We start from the raw sequence: 17,247 nt of genomic DNA, 5'->3' as shown, positions 1-17,247 counted from the left end.
GCGATGGGCCTGTTGCTGCCGCGCTGGGTCTGGATCGGCGCGGTCGCGTTGTCGGGTGTGGCCGGCATGGTCAACGTGGTCGGCTACCTGGGTTCCGAACACCAGGTGGTCAGCCACCTCACCGGCACCACCAGCCTGCTCGGCGTGGCCCTGGTGCAGGACAGCGCACCGGAGATCGGCTTCCTGTGGGGCATCCTGATCGCCTTCTGCGCAGGCGCCATGCTCAGCGGCCTGATCATCCAGGACGATGTCCTGCGGCTCGGACAGCGCTACGGCGCGGCGCTGCTGCTCGAAGCGCTGCTGTTGCTGGCCGCGATTCCGCTGTTCAAGCTGCATCACGTCGGCGGCGCGCTGGTCGCCGCAGGTGCCTGCGGGCTGCAGAACGCCATGGCCACCACCCTCAGTGGCGCCGCAGTCCGCACCACGCACCTGAGCGGCATGTTCACCGACCTGGGCATCGGCCTGGGGCACCTGCTGCGCGGGCGCCCGCTACAGGTGCGCCGACTCACGCTGAGCGGGTTGATCATCAGCGGCTTTCTCGCCGGCAGCGTGCTCGGCACCTGGCTGTTCCAGCGCTGGCACTACGACGCGCTCTACCTGCCAGCCGGCCTCACCGGATTGACCGGTGCCGGCTACATTGCCTACCTGCAATGGCGTCGCTGGCGTACGCAATGATCCGCACTTCCGCCAGGCGGCAGTGCAGAATCCCCCCATGACCACGTCCAGCACGCTGTCCGCCCTGACCATCGCCGGCTCCGATTCCGGCGGTGGTGCCGGCATCCAGGCCGACCTCAAGACCTTTGCCGCGCACCGCGTGCACGGCTTGTCGGCGATCGCCGCATTGACCGCGCAGAACACCCGCGCCGTCACTGCCGTGCATGTCCCGCCGGTCGCGTTTCTGCAGGCGCAGATCGATGCCTGCTTTGCCGACTTCCAGATCCAGGCGGTCAAGCTCGGCATGCTCGCCAATGCCGAGGTCATCCATTGCGTGGCCGATCTGCTTGAAAGCCATCGCCCGCCCTTCGTGGTGCTCGACCCGGTGATGGTGTCCACCAGCGGCGCCCGCCTGCTCGAAGACGCCGCGCTGGAGGCGCTGCGCACGCGCCTGCTGCCGCTGGCCACGCTGATCACGCCGAATACGCCCGAAGCCGAGCTGCTGACCGGCCGCCGCATCGACGATGCCGATGCCGCCGAGCATGCCACCGCCGCCCTGCTCGACCTCGGCGCCAACGCGGTGCTGCTCAAGGGCGGTCACCTGCACGAGGGCACGCGCGTGATCGACCGCTTCGATGACGGCGTCACCCAGGACGTGTTCATGCATCCGCGCCTGCAGGTCGATGCGCACGGCACCGGCTGCAGCCTGTCGGCGGCCATTGCCGCGCAGGTGTGCCAGGGCCTGTCCCTGCTCAATGCCTGCGAAGCGGCCATCGACTACGTCGCGCGCGCCATCCGCCTCGGCCACAGCCCCGGTCACGGCGATGTGCTGGTCCTGGACCATTTCGGTGCCGCGCCCAGCCCATGAGCGTGCACGCCAGCACGCTCACCGTCACCGCCGTGGATGGACATGCCTGGCAGGTGCTGCGCCACGCCCCGGCGCGGCCGATCGCCAGCCTGCTGTGGCTGCCGGCACTCGGGGTCGCCGCGCGACACTACCAGCCGTTCGCACATGCACTGGCCGGCACCGGCATTGCGGTGTACCTGCACGAATGGCGCGGCAATGGCAGCAGCACCCTGCGCCCCTCGCGCCAGCACGACTGGGGCTATCGCACGCTGCTTGCCGACGATATTCCCGCCAGCCGGGCGCTGCTCGACCTGCATGACCCGCAGCTGCCGTGCGTGCTCGGCGGTCACAGCCTCGGCGGCCAACTGGCCTGCTGCCATGCCGCGTTGCAGCCTGCACGGATTGCGCAGCTGTGGCTGGTCGCCAGCGGCTCGCCGTACTGGCGCAATTTCCCGGTGCCGATGCGCTACGGCCTGCCGCTGATCTTCCGACTGTTGCCATGGCTGGCACGTACCCACGGCGTGCTGCATGGACGAACGCTCGGTTTCGGCGCAACCGAGGCGCGCAGCCTGATCGCCGATTGGGCGCAGGTCGGTCGCAGCAATCGTTATCGTGCGGCCGGCACGCCATGGAATCTCGAACAGGCGCTGGGCCAACTGCGCATGCCGATCAGCGCAGTGACCTTCGCACGCGACCGCTTCGGCCCGCCCGGCGCCTTGCAGGCCTTGCTGCAGAAAATGCCGCAGGCACCTGCCGAGCGCATCGCCCTGGACGATGCGCAACTGGGCACGCGTAGCGATCATTTTGCCTGGATGAAGACGCCTGCTGCCGTTGCCGCTGCGCTGCGGCGGCAGCTTGGCGATCCGGGCAGCGACGATCGACTTTCACAAAGGGATTGACGAGCACTCCAGGCATCCGCATAATTCCGCTCCTGACGACGCGCCCGTAGCTCAGTTGGATAGAGTACCTGGCTACGAACCAGGCGGTCGGGAGTTCGAATCTCTCCGGGCGCACCATCTTCAGAACAACGAGAGACAGCCTTCAAACGCTGTCTTTTTAGTTAAAAGGTCTTATCGCACTGCGATGGATCTGCAAGTCGAAACGCAAGTCAAAACAAGATAATGCGCCCGTAGCTCAGTTGGATAGAGTACCTGGCTACGAACCAGGCGGTCGGGAGTTCGAATCTCTCCGGGCGCACCAATCTTGAAGAAAACGACCAGCTTGCTGGTCTTTTTTTTGCCTGCCGTTCGAGGACGAATCGTGGCTGCGCCGTTACGACGCAGCCAACACCAAGCAAAACGCGCGACAGGCCGGCATGCGCGCTGCAAGTCACCGCATCATGGCGATCAGGCCATCGCATCCAGCGCATCGGCCCCGGCCACCACCACGACCGGCAGCAGCGAGGTCACCGGATGCCCGGCATCGCGCCAGGCATCCAGCCCACCCAACAGCGGCCGCACGTCGCGATATCCGCGCTCGCGCATCCGAGCGGCCAACCACGCCGCCGACACCTCGTCCGGACAGGCGCAATAGATCACCACGCTGCGATCGCGCGGCACGCTGGCAAGGATCTGTGCCAGCTGACGCTCGTCGGCAAACACCGCGCCGGGAATCGCGTACGGCTGCAGATCGCGATGGCCCGGCGCCCGGATATCCAGCACCGTCGGCCGCAGCGCTTCGTCGCCATCGAGCAGCGGCACCAGCTCCTCCACGGCGATCCGCGCATGCTCCAGCGAACGCAGCAGGGCATGCCGGCGCCACCAGCGCCAGCCGACGTAGCAGGCCAGCGACACGGCCACGACGACGATCGCACCGGACCCCAGGTCGGACAGCAACGCCAACACGTCCTGCACCTGCTGCGCGAACAGCGCGCCCAGGCCCAGGCCGACCAATGCCCACAGCGACGCACCCAGGGCGTCGTAGCGCAGGAACGCCGCCGGACGCACCCGCATCGCACCGGCCATCGGCACCGAGACCATCGACAGACCGGGCACGAACTTGGCCACCGCCAACACCCGCACACCCCAGCGCGAGAAGAACCGCTCGGTCTTTTTTATGCAGGTATCGCGCGACAGCGACAGCCGGCACAGCGACTGCAAGGTGCGATTGCCGAAACGGCGGCCAGCCAGATACCAGGCCAGGTCGCCGAGCAGGCTTGCCAGCACCGACACCGCCAAGGCCGTCAGTCCGGCCAGCCAGGCATCCTCCCCGCCCTGCAGCGCGTAGCCGGCCCCGACCAGCACCAGGGTCGGCAGCGCCGGCACCGGCAGGCCCAGCGACAACGCCAGCACGTTGGCAAAGACCAGCGCCAATCCGTACTGTTCGATCAAGCCCTGCATGCGGCGCCCCTGCGCGACGGCGAGGGCCCATTATCGGCCCTTCTTCACGCGCGCGACTGCACGGCGGCGACGGAACGATACGTTTCGGCAAGCGACTGCAACCAGCCATCGAACAGCCCATCGCTGCGCAATGCGCGCCGCCACCAGCCCAGCGCCTCGCCCTCTTCGCCCGGACGCCAGGCCAGGTAGAACGTTTCGTCGGGTTTGCGGGTTTCCACCTGCAGCTCGCACAGCAGGCCATCCTGCAGCGCGCCGCGCGCATATGGCTCGGGCAGAAAGCCGTAGCCAGCGCCGGCCAGCTGCAGCTGCAGCTTGGTCTGCATGTCCGGCACGGTGAGCACATCGCGCGCGGACAGCAGGCCGACCGTGCGTGGCAGCAGACGCCGTGCCGAATCGGCCACTGCGATCGCACGATGTTCGGCCAGTTCGGCCGCGCCCAGCGTACCGGCGCCGGCCAGCGGATGCGTGGAGGCCACCGCGAACACAAAGCCCAGCGTCCCGATCGCCTCGGCGACGTAGCCACCACCGCTCGGGCCCTCGCCCGCCGCGACGATCAGGTCCACGCGCCGATCCAGCAGCGCCTCCCAACTGCCGGACAAGGATTCGCTCACCACGCGCAGGCGCGTGCTGTCAGCCACCGTGTAGAAGTTCAGGATCTGCGCCTGCAGCAGGGCGACCGGCAGGATCGCGTCCAGCCCGATCGCAAAGTCCGACTCCCAGCCCGACGCCACCCGCCGCACCCGCACCTCCAGCTCCTGCGCGGCGCGCAGCAGCTGCCGCCCTTCGCGCAGCAGCTCACGCCCCGCCTGCGTGGGCGTGGCCTTCGGTCCAACCCGCTCGAACAACTGCACGCCCAGGTCGTCCTCCAGCTTGGAGACCGTGTAGGAAATCGTCGACGGCACCTTGAACATCACCTTGGCCGCCGCCGCGAACGAACCGCGGCGGTCGATCGCGTCCAGGATCTGCAGCGCTTCCAGGCTGATGGTCATTGTTCGATTTTTTCGATGGTAGCTGCCAAATCTACTCGCTTTTCGTTACCGATGCGCAGGCCCAGACTACGCATCAAGCCGCTGGGACACCGATTCCCCTTCCCGGCGACACTCGAACCTTTCAAGGAGAAGCAGCATGTTGACTGTCCGCAAGAGCGAAACCCGTGGCCGCGCCGAACATGGCTGGCTGTCCTCGCGCCATACGTTCTCCTTCGCCAGTTACCACGACCCGCGCCACATGGGCATCGGCCCGCTGCGGGTGATCAACGAGGACAAGGTGACCCCGGGCGAAGGCTTCGGCACCCATGCCCACCGCGACATGGAGATCATCTCCTACGTGCTGGGTGGCGCGCTGGAGCACAAGGACAGCATGGGCACCGGCTCGGTGCTGCACTACGGCGACGTGCAGCGCATGAGCGCCGGCAGCGGCGTCACCCACAGCGAGTTCAACCACTCGGCCAGCGAGCCGGTGCACTTCCTGCAGATCTGGGTGATGCCCGAACGCAACGGCATCGAGCCTAGCTACGAGGAGAAGCATTTCGATGCCGACAGCAAGCGCAACCAGCTGCGCCTGATCGCCTCGCCCGGTGGCGAGCACGGCTCGCTGCGCCTGCACCAGGATGCACGCCTGTATGCCTCCATCCTCGATGGCCAGGTGCGCCTGCAACAGCCGCTGGCCGATGCCCGCATCGGCTACGTGCAGGTGGCGCGCGGCAGCCTGAGCGTCAATGGCCAGGCACTGTCGGCCGGCGACGCGCTGCAGATCACCGGCGAGCCGGAGATCGTGCTGGCCGATGCACGCGATGCGGAAGTGCTGGTGTTCGACCTGCCGCAGTAAACGGCGCCAGCCCGGCATGCAGCGTGCCGCAGACAATGCGGCACGCTGCGCGCTGGAGACTGGCCAACAGCACAAAGCCCGCTTCCGGCGGGCTTTTTTGTGCTCAGGCGATCAGCCTGCAAGGCACCGGCGATGCCGCTGCCATGCATGACGCTATGCATCGACGCCGCCGCGCATCAGCACATCCCTGCGCGAGGATCACGCGGCCTGCGGCTTGGCGAGCGGCTTGATCGGGGCCTCGCTGCGCACCGCCGCCGCCCCGGTGTCGCGATCACCGTCGCCATCGCCATTGACCAAGGCAAACAGCGCATCGGCATCGGCTTCCAGCACACGCGCCGAACGCGCCAGGTCGTCGACCATCTGCGCCTGGTCTCGCGCCTGCACACCGATCGATTGCAGCGCGGTATTGGCGGTGGAAATGTCCCGCGCCTGCTCCTGGCTGGCAGCGGCAATCTGCTCCACGGTCGCGGTGACGCGCAGCACCGAGCCGACCATGTCCTGCATCACCACACCGGCCTGCTCGGCCAGGCGCGAACCATCGCCCACCTGGTCGGTCGCATTGTCGATCAAGCCACGGATCTCCTTCGCAGAGACGCTGCAGCGCTGCGCCAGGCTACGCACCTCGGTCGCCACCACGGCAAATCCACGGCCCTGCTCGCCAGCACGTGCCGCTTCCACGGCGGCATTCAAGGCGAGGATATTGGTCTGGAACGCAATGCCGTCGATCACCTCGATGATCTGGCCGATACGATCGGTCGCCGAGCGGATGCCGGCCGTGGTCTTGACCATGTCGGCGATGACGGTGGCGCCGCGTCGCGCAACATCGGCCGATGCTTCGGCCATGCGCTGGGCCGAATTGGCGCTGTCGGAATTGGTGCGGACGGTCTCTGCCAGTTGGTCGATGGTGGTCGAGGTCTGCGCCACCGCTGCCGACTGCGTGGACGAGCGGCTCACCAGCTCCTGATTGCTGACCGAAATATGGTGTGCCTCGCGCTGCACGTTCTGCGCGATGCTCAATGTCTGCTGCATCAACTGTCCCATGCGCTCGGCAGAGCGCACCTGATCGGTGACATCGGTGGCGTACTTGACCACCTTGTACGGCCGCCCGGACACGTCCAGGATCGGGTTGTAGGACGCCTGGATCCATACCGAACTGCCATCCTTGTGCAGCCGACGGTAGCGGCCCGCATCGAACTGGCCACGCGCCAGCTTTGTCCAGAAATGCCGGTAGTCTTCGGAGGCGCCGTAGCTTGCGTCGACGAAGATGCGGTGATGCTGGCCGATCGCCTCCTCGGCGGAGTACCCCAAAATGGCCAGGAAGTTGTCGTTGGCGGTCAGCACACGCCCTTGCAGATCGAACTCGATCACGCCCATGACCTTGTCGATGGCCTGGATGCGGCCATCGGCATCGGCCGAATCGATCACCTGACGGGTCACGTCGGTGGCGTACTTGACCACCTTGTACGGCCGCCCGTGCTCGTCGAGGACGGGATTGTAGGACGCCTGGATCCACACCTCCCGACCGTCCTTGCCGATGCGCTTGTAGCGGCCCGCGTCGAACGCGCCGCGCCCAAGCTTGTCCCAGAACGCGCGATAGGCCGCCGATTGACGCGTTTGCGCGTCCACGAACATGCCGTGATGCTTGCCGCGGATCTCATCGAGCCGGTAGCCCATGGCCGCAAGGAAATTCTCGTTGGCATCGAGCACCGTGCCGTCCAGCGAAAACTCGATGACCGCCATGACCTTGTCGATCGCATCGATGCGGCCTTCGAAATCGGCGGTCTGGCGCACCTGCGCAGTGATGTCGGTGGCGTACTTGACCACCCGATAGGCCTTGCCCGCACGATCCAGCAACGGGTTGTAGGAGGCGTTGATCCATACCTCGCGCCCATGCTTGTCCAGGCGACAGAACCGCCCGGCGTTGAAGTCGCCGCGGCGCAGCGCCTGCCAGAACTGCCGGTAGCTTTCGCTGTCGCGGTCGCCAGGGGTCACGAACATGCGGTGATGCTGACCGACGACTTCGTCCAGCCGGTAGCCCATCAGTGACAGGAAGTTCTGGTTCACATGCAGGATGCGGCCATCCAGATCGAACTCGATCACCGCCATCACCCGGTCCACGGCATCGGCCTTGTGCTGCAGCCCACGGCTCCGGGAAGAAAACAGGCGTCCAAGTAGCGGCGGTAGGCGCATCGGGTTGAGATCCGAAAGAGGTGTCACAGCCTTAGCGACCCATGCCCGGGTTACTTGAATCGCTGCCTACGGCACGTTTGTGGCAATTCAGACGCTGCCGCCGGTGCGGCTGCCGGCGTTGCGCTGGCGCCCTGCCTGCAATCGTCATCACCACGTCGACACAAATGAAAACGCCCGCAAATCATGGATTTGCGGGCGTTCAAAACACTGGCGGAGCGAGAGGGATTCGAACCCTCGATAGAGCTTTTGACCCTATACTCCCTTAGCAGGGGAGCCCCTTCAGCCGCTCGGGCATCGCTCCAGTTTTTGCGTCCTGCCGCGGTGTCCGTTGCAGGCCGCGAAGAATACCGGGTAAGAGGGGCTAACGTAAACCCTTTATGACGATCAATTCGAAGAATCGTCGCCGTGATGCGCACCGGAAGCGACCGGCTCATCCCCACGCTGGATCCGCTGATAGATTTCTTCGCGGTGTACAGCAACATCTTTCGGTGCTGTGATGCCGATGCGCACCTGATTACCCTTGACGCCGAGTACGGTCACAGTGACCGAGTCGCCGATCATCAAGGTTTCGCCTACCCGGCGAGTGAGGATCAACATTTTGCAAATCTCCTGGAACCGGTGGGCTTCCCACCAGCATCGGCGGCCGATTGATAAGGCCCGCCCTAGGTAAAGGGAATAGACCGGAAATGGTAGCGGGACACCCTGCCAACCAGCAAGGCATACCAGCACAAGTGTTCAGCCCAAGTGTTGCTTGACCCAGGAGGCCACGCCATCGAGCGCGGTCGCAAGGGCGGGACCATCCTCGCCACCACCCTGGGCGAGATCCGGACGACCGCCGCCCTTGCCCCCGATCTGACTGGCGATATGTCCGAGGAGTTCCCCTGCCTTCACCTTGCCAGTTGGGCTGCCATTCACACCGGCCACGAGCGCAACCTTGCCGCCGGCGGCACCTGCCAGCACGATGACCGAATCGCCAAGCTGCTGCTTGAGACGATCCATCGCATCGCGCAGCGCCTTGGCATCGAAGCCCTCCAGACGCACGGCGACCACCTTGACGCCTGCCACGTCGACGGCATTGGAACCCAGGTCCGCAGTGGCACCGGAGGCCAGCTTGGCCTTGAGCGACTCCAGCTCACGCTCAAGCCGCTTCTGACGCTCGGTGAGCGCGCGCACCTTGTCGACCACCTCGGTAGCGTTGCCGCCGAGCAGGCTGGCCGCCTCGAACAGACGTCGTTCTTCATCGGCGACATGATCCAACGCGCCCTGCCCGGTCACCGCTTCGATGCGACGCACGCCCGAGGACACACCGCCTTCGGAGGTGATCTTGAACAGGCCGATATCGCCGGTACGGGTCACGTGCGTGCCACCGCAGAGTTCGGTGGAATAGCCACCCATCTTCAGCACGCGCACGTTCTCGCCGTACTTTTCACCGAACAAGGCCATCGCGCCGAAATCCAACGCTTCCTGCATCGCCATGTTGTGCACTTCGACGCTGTGGTTGGTGCGCACCTCTGCGTTGACCTTGCGTTCGATCACAGCAAGCTCTTCGGGCGTGATCGGCTGGAAGTGCGAGAAGTCGAAGCGCAAGCGGTCCGGCGCCACCAGCGAACCCTTCTGCTGCACATGCGTGCCCAGCACCTCGCGCAGGGCCGCATGCAGCAGATGCGTGGCCGAGTGGTTGAGGATGGTCTTGCCACGACGCTGCACGTCGATGCCGCCCGCCAGCACATCGCCCACTGCCAGCGTACCCTCGGTGATGCGCCCCACATGGCCATGGAACTGGCCGGCAAATTTCTGGGTGTCGACGATCTCGATGGAGACATTGCCACCGCTCAGCTGGCCGCTATCGCCGACCTGGCCACCGGATTCGGCGTAGAACGGCGTGCGGTCGGTGAACACGATGACCTCGTCGCCGGCTTGCGCGCGCTCGACCGGGCGGCCCTGCTTGAGCAACGCCACCACCTTGAGCGCATCGGCGTCATAGGCTTCATAGCCCAGAAACACCGTCGGCGACATGGTGGCGACCAGATCGGCCGGCAATGCGACGCCACCGCCGAACTTGCCGGCGGCACGCGCGGTCTCGCGCTGACGCTCCATGGCGAACTCGAAGCCCTCCATGTCCACGCGTAAGCCACGCTCGCGTGCGATGTCGGAGGTCAGATCGACCGGAAATCCATAGGTGTCGAAGAGGCGGAACGCATCGGCGCCGGGAATCACTTCCTGCGAGCGCGCGGCGACCTCGTCGAAGATCTTCATGCCGGCGTCCAGCGTCTCGGCAAAGCGCTCCTCTTCGGCCAGCAGCGCCCGCGTAACGGTCTCCCGTGCGACCACCAGTTCGGGATAGGCCTCGCCCATCAGCTCGACCAGGGTCGGCACCATCTTGCTGAAGAACGGCTGGCGCACCCCCAGCATCCAGCCATGCCGCAGCGCACGCCGGATGATCCGGCGCAGCACATAACCACGGCCCTCGTTGGACGGCAGCACACCATCGACGATCAGGAACGAACAGGCGCGGATGTGATCGGCGATCACCCGCAGCGACTTGTTCTCCAGATCGGCGACCCCGGTCAGCGCACTGGCCTTGCCGATCAAGGCCTGGAACAGATCGATCTCGTAGTTGGTATGCACGTGCTGCAGGATCGCAGCCAGCCGCTCCAGGCCCATGCCGGTGTCCACGCACGGCGCCGGCAACGGCACCAGGGTGCCGTCGGCCTGGCGGTCGAACTGCATGAAGACCAGGTTCCAGATCTCGATGAAGCGATCGCCATCCTCGTCCGGCGAACCGGGCGGACCACCGGCGATGTGGTCGCCGTGGTCGAAGAAGATCTCGGTGCACGGGCCGCACGGGCCGGTATCGGCCATTTGCCAGAAGTTGTCCGACGCATACGGCGCGCCCTTGTTGTCGCCGATGCGCACGATGCGACTTTCGGGAATGCCGATCATGTCGCGCCACAAGGCGAAGGCTTCTTCGTCGGTATGGTAGACGGTGACCAGCAGCCGGTCGGCCGGCAGCTTCCAGACCTGGGTCAGCAGCTCCCAGGCCCAGCTGATGGCGTCCTTCTTGAAGTAATCGCCGAACGACCAGTTGCCCAGCATCTCGAAGAAGGTGTGATGCCGCGCGGTGTAGCCCACCGAATCCAGATCGTTGTGCTTGCCGCCGGCACGCAGGCAGCGCTGCACGTCGGCCGCGCGCACGTAGCTGCGCTTCTCCGCGCCGAGGAAGACGTCCTTGAACTGGACCATGCCGGAGTTGGTGAACAGCAAGGTCGGGTCGTTGCCCGGCACCAATGGCGCGGATGGCACGATGGTGTGGCCTTTCCCCTCGAAAAACGCGAGGAAGTCACTGCGGATCTGGGAAGTGCTGAATTTGGCGGGTGCGTTCATGTGCTGGCATTGGGCGGGCGGCAGTCCCGGTCACCCAATGAGATGTGGGCGCAGATGAGCGGAACAACCTGAAACCACGAAGGGTAGCAGGCCTGACGCCCTCAGTCCTCAAGGTCGAAGCGCGTGGCGCTGCGAATGCTGTTGCCATCAAAACCACGCCGGGCCAGCAGATCGGCGGCCTTGCGCCGCTGCGGCAGATCGGTGGGGCCCTGGTCGCCAAAGCGACGGCGGATCAGATCGCGCGCGTTTTCGGTCCAGTCGCCCTCGAATGTCGCCATTGCGGCACTGATGGCGTCGCTGTCCAGTCCATGGGTTCCGAGCTCGGCACGGATATGCAGCGGGCCGTAGCCCGAGCCTGCGCGATTGCGCACGACCGAGGCCGCAAAACGGGTGTCGTCCTGCCATCCTTCATCCGCCAGGCGCTCTACGGCCGCCTGTGCGGCGTCCGGCTCGATCCCGCGCGCCAGCAGCTTGCGGTTCAATTCCTTGCGCGAATGCTCGCGCCGCACCAGCAATCCCAGTGCGCGTTGAACCGGCGTCTGTTCCTTGAACCGGCGTCCCCGCTTTGGCGTGGGCGGTTGCTCGTCCATCGTGGGTGTCCCGAGTACGAAACTCAAACAGCATCAATGCGCCATCCGTGGCGCCTGCCCTCCTGGCCTTCGATAGATCTACCGCGGGAAGCGACGGCACTGACTCCGCCGTCCCGCGATAGAAAACTTGCCGCAGCCATCAGTTCGGCCGTTCTGCCATCAGCCGGGCGCGGCCGGCAGGCGGAACCGGGGATGGCCCACTCGGCCATCCTGGTTCGCGCTAGCCGCCGACCTCGACCTGATCACGGCTCAGCTCGCTCTGACGGACTGCTGTCATTCCTTCTCGACGTCGTCACCGGCTTCGCGCGGCGCTTCGGCCGGCTGGAACTTCTCGCGCAGCTCGGCTTCCAGCCGCACCGCAACCTGCGGGTTGTCGCGAAGATAGCCGCGTGCGTTGTCCTTGCCCTGCCCGATGCGTTCTTCGCCATAGCTGTACCAGGCGCCGGCTTTCTCGACCAGCTTGGCTTCCACGCCCATGTCGATCAGCTCACCTTCGCGGCTGATGCCTTCGCCGTATAGGATTTCGGTCACGACCTGCTTGAACGGAGGCGCCAGCTTGTTCTTGACCACCTTGATCTTGGTCTGGTTGCCGATGATCTCGTCGCCCTTCTTGATCGCGCCGATACGACGGATATCCAGACGGACCGAAGCGTAGAACTTCAGCGCGTTACCGCCGGTGGTCACTTCCGGGCTCTGGCCCGGCATCATCACGCCGATCTTGTGGCGCAACTGGTTTATGAAGACCACCAGCGTGTTGGAACGCTTGATGTTGCCGGTCAGCTTGCGCAGCGCCTGGCTCATCAGGCGGGCCTGCAGACCCGGCAGCTGGTCGCCCATTTCGCCTTCGATTTCGGCCTTGGGGGTCAGCGCGGCGACCGAGTCGACCACCACGATGTCCACCGAACCGGAACGCACCAGCATGTCGGCGATTTCCAGCGCCTGTTCGCCGGTATCCGGCTGCGACAGCAGCAGGTCGTCGACGTTGACGCCCAGCTTGGCGGCATAGATCGGGTCCAGCGCGTGCTCGGCGTCGATGAAGGCTGCGGTGCCGCCCTTCTTCTGGCATTCGGCAATCGCCTGCAGGGTCAGGGTGGTCTTGCCCGACGATTCCGGACCGTAGATTTCGACCACACGGCCCTTGGGCAGGCCGCCGATCCCCAGTGCGATGTCCAGCATCAGCGAGCCGGTCGGAATGACTTCGACGGCCTCGATCACACGGTCGCCCATGCGCATCACCGAGCCCTTGCCGAATTGCTTTTCGATCTGGCTCAGTGCGGCGGAAAGGGCGCGCTTCTTGTTCTCATCCATCTGGGTGATCCTTGTCAGTGATTTCGGTGTAGGGCTAATGTAACGGCGGTGTATCGCACAGGCTGAGACTGGCTGCGACACACTCAGATTAGAAAGGTGGCCATGGCGATGGCAGCGGGAAATCCTGTGGTACCGGCTCGGGATAACGCCAGTGCAGCCATCGGCGCATTGCTCAACGATTCGGCCTCAACAGCCCGCAGTACAGGCCCTCGATTGCGAAATCCTGATCCGGCAATACTTCGATCGGCGCGTAGTCCGGGTTACGCGGCAGCAAGCGGATGCGGTCCTTGCCGATCTTCAACAATTTGACCGTGATCTCCTCATCGATGCGCGCCACCACGATCTGCCCCGAGCGCGCATCGCGGGTGCGGTGCACCCCGATCAGGTCGCCGTTGAAGATACCCTCGTCGCGCATCGAGTCGCCCTGCACCTTGAGCAGGTAGTCCGGCGACGGCGAGAAGAACACCCGGTCCAGCACCACGAAGTCGTCCGAGCCGATATCCGCACCGATCGGCAGACCTGCCGCCACACGTCCCAGCACCGGCAGGCGCAGTACATCGTCGCGCATCGGCTCGTTTGCCGCGGGCGGGGTGCGTGACTGGGCGCCCTGCCCGGCCAGGCGAATGCCGCGGGCTTGCCCGGGGACACGCCGGATCGCACCGGCCTGCTCCAATGCCTCCAGATGGTATTGCGCGCCGCGCACACCCTTGAAGCCGAACGCGCGCGCGATCTCGGTCTGCGAGGGCGGTACGCCATCGGCATCGATGCGCTCGGCGATCAAGGCCAGGATTGCTTGCTGGGTATCGGTCAGGTCCATGGTTAGTAGTATTACTACTAACTGACGCCTGCGCAAGCGCCGCGTGGTGCCTCACGCGCAGGCCGGCAATCGGGCAGTACAGGCGCCGCGTCTAGCGCCGACTCCGCCAGATGGAAAACAGGATCCAGACACCGCAGATGGCTGCGCCGATGAAGCCGCCGACCCCCAACGCAAGCAGCCAGCGGCTGGCACTGCCGCCGACACTGTTCATGACGATCGACGAGCCGATCACCAACGCGGCCGTCACGATGCCCATGGTGAGCCGGTTGGCCGCGCGATCGACCTGTTCGCCGAATTCGCGCAATGCCCGCGTTTCCACCTGCAGTTGCAACTTGCCGCGCCGCGCGGCCTGCAGCAGCCGTTTGAGATCGCGTGGCAGGTCGCCGATCAGATCGATCGCGCCGGTCACGGTGCGACGGCTGCGCCGCAACATCGCGCTCGGCGCATAACGCTGCAGCACCACGCGCTCGAGATACGGGCGCGCCTCGGTGGCCATGTCGAAATCCGGATCGAGCTGGCGGCCCATGCCCTCGAGGGTGAGAAAGGCCTTGATCATCAGCGCCAGATCCGATGGCAGGGTCAGCCCGTGATCGCGCAGGATCGAGGTGACATCGCCCAGCATCGCGCCGATGCGCAGCTCTTTCAGCGGCACGCCGCGGTACTCGTCGACGAAGGCGCCGATGTCCTGCTGCAGCCGCGATTCATCGATCTCCAGACTGGTTCCGGCCCATTCCAGCAACACGTCGATGACCGCTTCGGCGTCGTAGCTGACCATGCCATGCAGCAGTTGCGCGACCTGGAAACGACGTTGCTCGGAAACACGTCCGACCATGCCGAAATCGATGACGGCGATGCGCCCGTCACGCAGGTAAAAGATGTTGCCCGGATGCGGGTCGGCGTGGAAGCAGCCATCCTGCAGCACCATCTTCAGCACGATCCCGGCGCCGGTGCGCGCCAGTGCCTTGCGGTCCAGCCCGGCCGCATCCACAGCGCGCATGTCCCGCCCGGGAATGCCGTCGATGAATTCCTGCACGTTGAGCGATTCGCAGGTCCACTGCCAGTAGACCGACGGCACCACCACCCCGGGGTCGTTGACGAAGTTGGCCGCGATGCGCTCGGCATTGCGACACTCGGCAGCGAAATCCAGCTCGCGTCGCAAGGAGACGGTGAATTGCTGGACCACTTCGGCGGGGCGATAACGCTTGAGATCGGGCGCGCGCGTTTCCACGATTTCCGCCAGGCGTGCCAGCAGGCGCAGATCTGCATCGATGACATCGCCAATGCCGGGGCGGCGGATCTTCAGCACCACCGGCGTGCCATCGGCCAGCCAGGCGCGATGCGTCTGCGCCAGCGATGCCGCAGCCAAAGGCTGTTCGTCCAGGCGTGCGAACACGCTTTCCGGCTCCGCGCCCAGGGCCGCGACCAGTTGCGGGCGGATCTGTTCGAACGGCAGCGCGGGCACTGCGTTCTGCAGCTCGCTCAGGTCTTCGATCCACTCCGGCGGCAGCAGGTCCACGCGCGTGGCCAGCACCTGCCCCAGCTTGACGAAGGTCGGCCCGAGCTCCTCGAGCGCGCGCCGCACCCGCATCGCCGCGGACAGGCGCAGGCGCCCCTCGGCGTTGTGCCAGTGCAGCAGCTTGCCGGCACGTTCGAGCACGTCGGCCAGGCCGATACGCCGCACCACGTCGCCGAATCCGTAACGGATCAGCACCGCGGCGATTTCCTGCAGCCGCCCGAGATCACGAACGGTGCCAAGTGCCTCCCACATCAGCACACCGCCTGCGATTGCGCTGCGGCAACAGGCGGCATCGCACCACGCTGCATCGCCGGCCGCTTCTCGTCGTTCGAAACCAAGGTTGACCACGCACCGCCACGCGCAACACCCATCGCTGCGCGATCGCTCGCGCACAGGACGGCGCAATCACCGGCTGCCTCACGCATCGGGCGCCAGAGGGCTGCGCACCGGTCATCCAGCAATGCCAGGACGCCGCCAGCAGATGGATGCGGCGCGGACAACGACAGCACATGAGCAGAAAGCGGAAGCATCGGCACGCAGGTTGAAGGCGAGACCTTGTTTGTAGCCGATCTGCACGTGCCTGTCGCGCCATGGACAGCTGCGGGCTTAGCCGAGGTTGCGCTCACGCAGGCATCCTGATGCCGTGGCAAGGCCGCACCAGGGCCCGATGCCGCAACCGCAAGCTCAGCCCCGCGTAAGTGCGAGGGGTGCCCAGAAATGCATTCCACGCCCCCCCCTGTAGCGGCGCATCGATGACGATCTGGCGATAGGTTGCGTTGCCGATATCTTCTGCCCACGCTTCCAGCACCATCACCAGCACCAGCACCAGCGCTCGTCGTCGGCGCCGATGCCCAGCCACGCATCGAGCACCGTATAGCCCGGTTGCACCTTCTGTGGATGCAGATCGGAGCGCGCAGCGGACCCGGCGCAGCCAAGGCTGCATTGCCACCATGCATCACATGCGCAACCGCCCGCTGTCGACGAGAACCGCCGCGGCCAGAGCCACACCCCGCGCAGCAGGTACGTGCGCGTGGCTGCTGTGGCGTGGCCTAGAGCAGCGCGCTCAAGCCCCGCAACGCGGCAACCACGGTCTGACGACGCACTGCATCGCGATCGCCAGCGAAGTGGAACAACTGCGCAGTGGCATAGCCGCCGCGCCGCTTCCAGCCGATCCATACCGTGCCGACCGGCTTGTCCTCACTGCCGCCCCCCGGCCCGGCGATGCCGGTCACCGCCACCGCGATGCTCGCGCCGGAATTGACCAGCGCGCCCGAGACCATTTCGATCACCGTTTCGCGGCTGACCGCACCATGCACTTCCAGCGTGTGGGGGCGCACTCCCAGCAAGGCCTGCTTGGCCTCATAGCTGTAAGCGGCCATGCCGCAATCGAACCAGTGCGAAGACCCCGCCACATCGGTAACCGCCTTGGCGATCCAGCCGCCGGTACAGCTCTCGGCAGTGACCAGGCGCTCGCGCGCGGCAAGCAGCTGTTGCCCGAGGTGTTCGGCCAGCTGCTGCAGTTCGGAATCGGCGGACATGGACATGGGCACGGCGAATGAAGGGGCAGCCGACGTTTTAGCCCAATTTGCCGCCCCTGTCTGCGCCGGCGTCCATTCGGCACCAGCGACGACGTGGCCCAGGTTCAGTGGCAGTATGCAGCCCATCGCAGCAGGCATCGGCTGCGATGGCGAGCGGATCGCCAAGCTGTCGGCTGCGATGGCCTGCATCGTCCTGCCCTGGCGACTGCGTCAGCCCTGTGTTGGCCGCCATCTGCC

Annotated in this window: 15 protein-coding genes and 3 tRNA genes; 6 read left to right on the top strand and 12 right to left on the bottom strand. The window is 65.7% G+C overall.

The genetic code is table 11. From position 1 onward, the window contains the following. Positions 1 to 3 precede the first annotated feature (3 nt). The 5 genes from EO170_RS03655 to EO170_RS03635 all read left to right on the top strand — a co-directional run bounded on the left by EO170_RS03655 (position 4) and on the right by EO170_RS03635 (position 2,701). Positions 4 to 675 (top strand): YoaK family protein, encoded by a 672-nt coding sequence (locus EO170_RS03655; protein WP_104582907.1) that lies wholly within the window; start codon positions 4 to 6, stop codon positions 673 to 675. 37 nt (positions 676 to 712) lie between these two features. Continuing rightward, on the top strand, positions 713 to 1,522 hold the full coding sequence (gene thiD / locus EO170_RS03650; protein WP_164740889.1) for a bifunctional hydroxymethylpyrimidine kinase/phosphomethylpyrimidine kinase: 810 nt from the start codon (positions 713 to 715) through the stop codon (positions 1,520 to 1,522). Further along, positions 1,519 to 2,400, top strand: coding sequence for an alpha/beta fold hydrolase (locus tag EO170_RS03645; protein ID WP_126942534.1), 882 nt, complete (start codon positions 1,519 to 1,521; stop codon positions 2,398 to 2,400). The genes thiD and EO170_RS03645 overlap by 4 nt, the downstream gene beginning before the upstream one ends. A 40-nt stretch (positions 2,401 to 2,440) precedes the next feature. After that, positions 2,441 to 2,517, top strand: a tRNA-Arg gene (locus EO170_RS03640). A gap of 107 nt (positions 2,518 to 2,624) precedes the next feature. Then, positions 2,625 to 2,701: transfer RNA gene (locus EO170_RS03635), tRNA-Arg, on the top strand. A gap of 146 nt (positions 2,702 to 2,847) precedes the next feature. Here EO170_RS03635 and EO170_RS03630 read toward each other — a convergent pair. Beyond that, on the bottom strand, positions 2,848 to 3,840 hold the full coding sequence (locus tag EO170_RS03630) for a DedA family protein/thiosulfate sulfurtransferase GlpE (RefSeq protein WP_126942531.1): 993 nt from the start codon (positions 3,838 to 3,840) through the stop codon (positions 2,848 to 2,850). A gap of 44 nt (positions 3,841 to 3,884) precedes the next feature. Continuing rightward, positions 3,885 to 4,829, bottom strand: coding sequence for a LysR family transcriptional regulator (locus EO170_RS03625; protein ID WP_126942528.1), 945 nt, complete (start codon positions 4,827 to 4,829; stop codon positions 3,885 to 3,887). Between the two features lie 136 nt (positions 4,830 to 4,965). Between EO170_RS03625 and EO170_RS03620 the strand changes: the two genes are divergently transcribed. After that, a complete protein-coding gene (locus EO170_RS03620; RefSeq protein WP_126942525.1) occupies positions 4,966 to 5,667 on the top strand; it encodes a pirin family protein in 702 nt (233 codons plus the stop codon). Between the two features lie 198 nt (positions 5,668 to 5,865). Here EO170_RS03620 and EO170_RS03615 read toward each other — a convergent pair whose 3' ends face one another. The 10 genes from EO170_RS03615 to EO170_RS03570 all read right to left on the bottom strand — a co-directional run bounded on the left by EO170_RS03615 (position 5,866) and on the right by EO170_RS03570 (position 17,016). Then, a complete protein-coding gene (locus tag EO170_RS03615; protein ID WP_241239387.1) occupies positions 5,866 to 7,830 on the bottom strand; it encodes a PAS domain-containing methyl-accepting chemotaxis protein in 1,965 nt (654 codons plus the stop codon). A 235-nt stretch (positions 7,831 to 8,065) separates the two neighbouring features. After that, positions 8,066 to 8,158: transfer RNA gene (locus EO170_RS03610), tRNA-Ser, on the bottom strand. 83 nt (positions 8,159 to 8,241) lie between these two features. Beyond that, a complete protein-coding gene (gene csrA / locus EO170_RS03605) occupies positions 8,242 to 8,454 on the bottom strand; it encodes a carbon storage regulator CsrA (RefSeq protein WP_003481884.1) in 213 nt (70 codons plus the stop codon). A 138-nt stretch (positions 8,455 to 8,592) separates the two neighbouring features. Further along, positions 8,593 to 11,241, bottom strand: coding sequence for an alanine--tRNA ligase (gene alaS / locus EO170_RS03600; protein WP_126942519.1), 2,649 nt, complete (start codon positions 11,239 to 11,241; stop codon positions 8,593 to 8,595). Positions 11,242 to 11,342: 101 nt separating this feature from the next. After that, positions 11,343 to 11,831 (bottom strand): recombination regulator RecX, encoded by a 489-nt coding sequence (gene recX, locus EO170_RS03595; RefSeq protein WP_126942516.1) that lies wholly within the window; start codon positions 11,829 to 11,831, stop codon positions 11,343 to 11,345. A 273-nt stretch (positions 11,832 to 12,104) separates the two neighbouring features. Beyond that, positions 12,105 to 13,139: a recombinase RecA gene (gene recA / locus EO170_RS03590; protein ID WP_016904265.1), complete on the bottom strand. Its 1,035-nt coding sequence runs from the start codon at positions 13,137 to 13,139 to the stop codon at positions 12,105 to 12,107. Positions 13,140 to 13,311: 172 nt separating this feature from the next. Continuing rightward, positions 13,312 to 13,956, bottom strand: a complete 645-nt coding sequence (lexA, locus tag EO170_RS03585; RefSeq protein WP_104596802.1) for a transcriptional repressor LexA — start codon at positions 13,954 to 13,956, stop codon at positions 13,312 to 13,314. A 91-nt stretch (positions 13,957 to 14,047) separates the two neighbouring features. Next, positions 14,048 to 15,724, bottom strand: a complete 1,677-nt coding sequence (gene ubiB / locus EO170_RS03580) for a 2-polyprenylphenol 6-hydroxylase (protein ID WP_126942514.1) — start codon at positions 15,722 to 15,724, stop codon at positions 14,048 to 14,050. 370 nt (positions 15,725 to 16,094) lie between these two features. Next, positions 16,095 to 16,298 (bottom strand): hypothetical protein, encoded by a 204-nt coding sequence (locus tag EO170_RS03575; protein ID WP_241239382.1) that lies wholly within the window; start codon positions 16,296 to 16,298, stop codon positions 16,095 to 16,097. A gap of 223 nt (positions 16,299 to 16,521) precedes the next feature. Beyond that, the gene (locus tag EO170_RS03570; RefSeq protein ID WP_164740302.1) at positions 16,522 to 17,016 is read right to left on the bottom strand and encodes a CinA family protein; all 495 of its coding nucleotides are present in this window, start codon (positions 17,014 to 17,016) and stop codon (positions 16,522 to 16,524) included. Positions 17,017 to 17,247: the final 231 nt, after the last annotated feature.

It is taken from the genome of Xanthomonas sp. BRIP62409, from assembly GCF_003992965.1.
GTDB lineage: Bacteria > Pseudomonadota > Gammaproteobacteria > Xanthomonadales > Xanthomonadaceae > Xanthomonas > Xanthomonas euroxanthea.
Note: the sequence above shows the minus strand (reverse complement) of the source record. Positions and strands in the feature narration are given on the sequence as shown.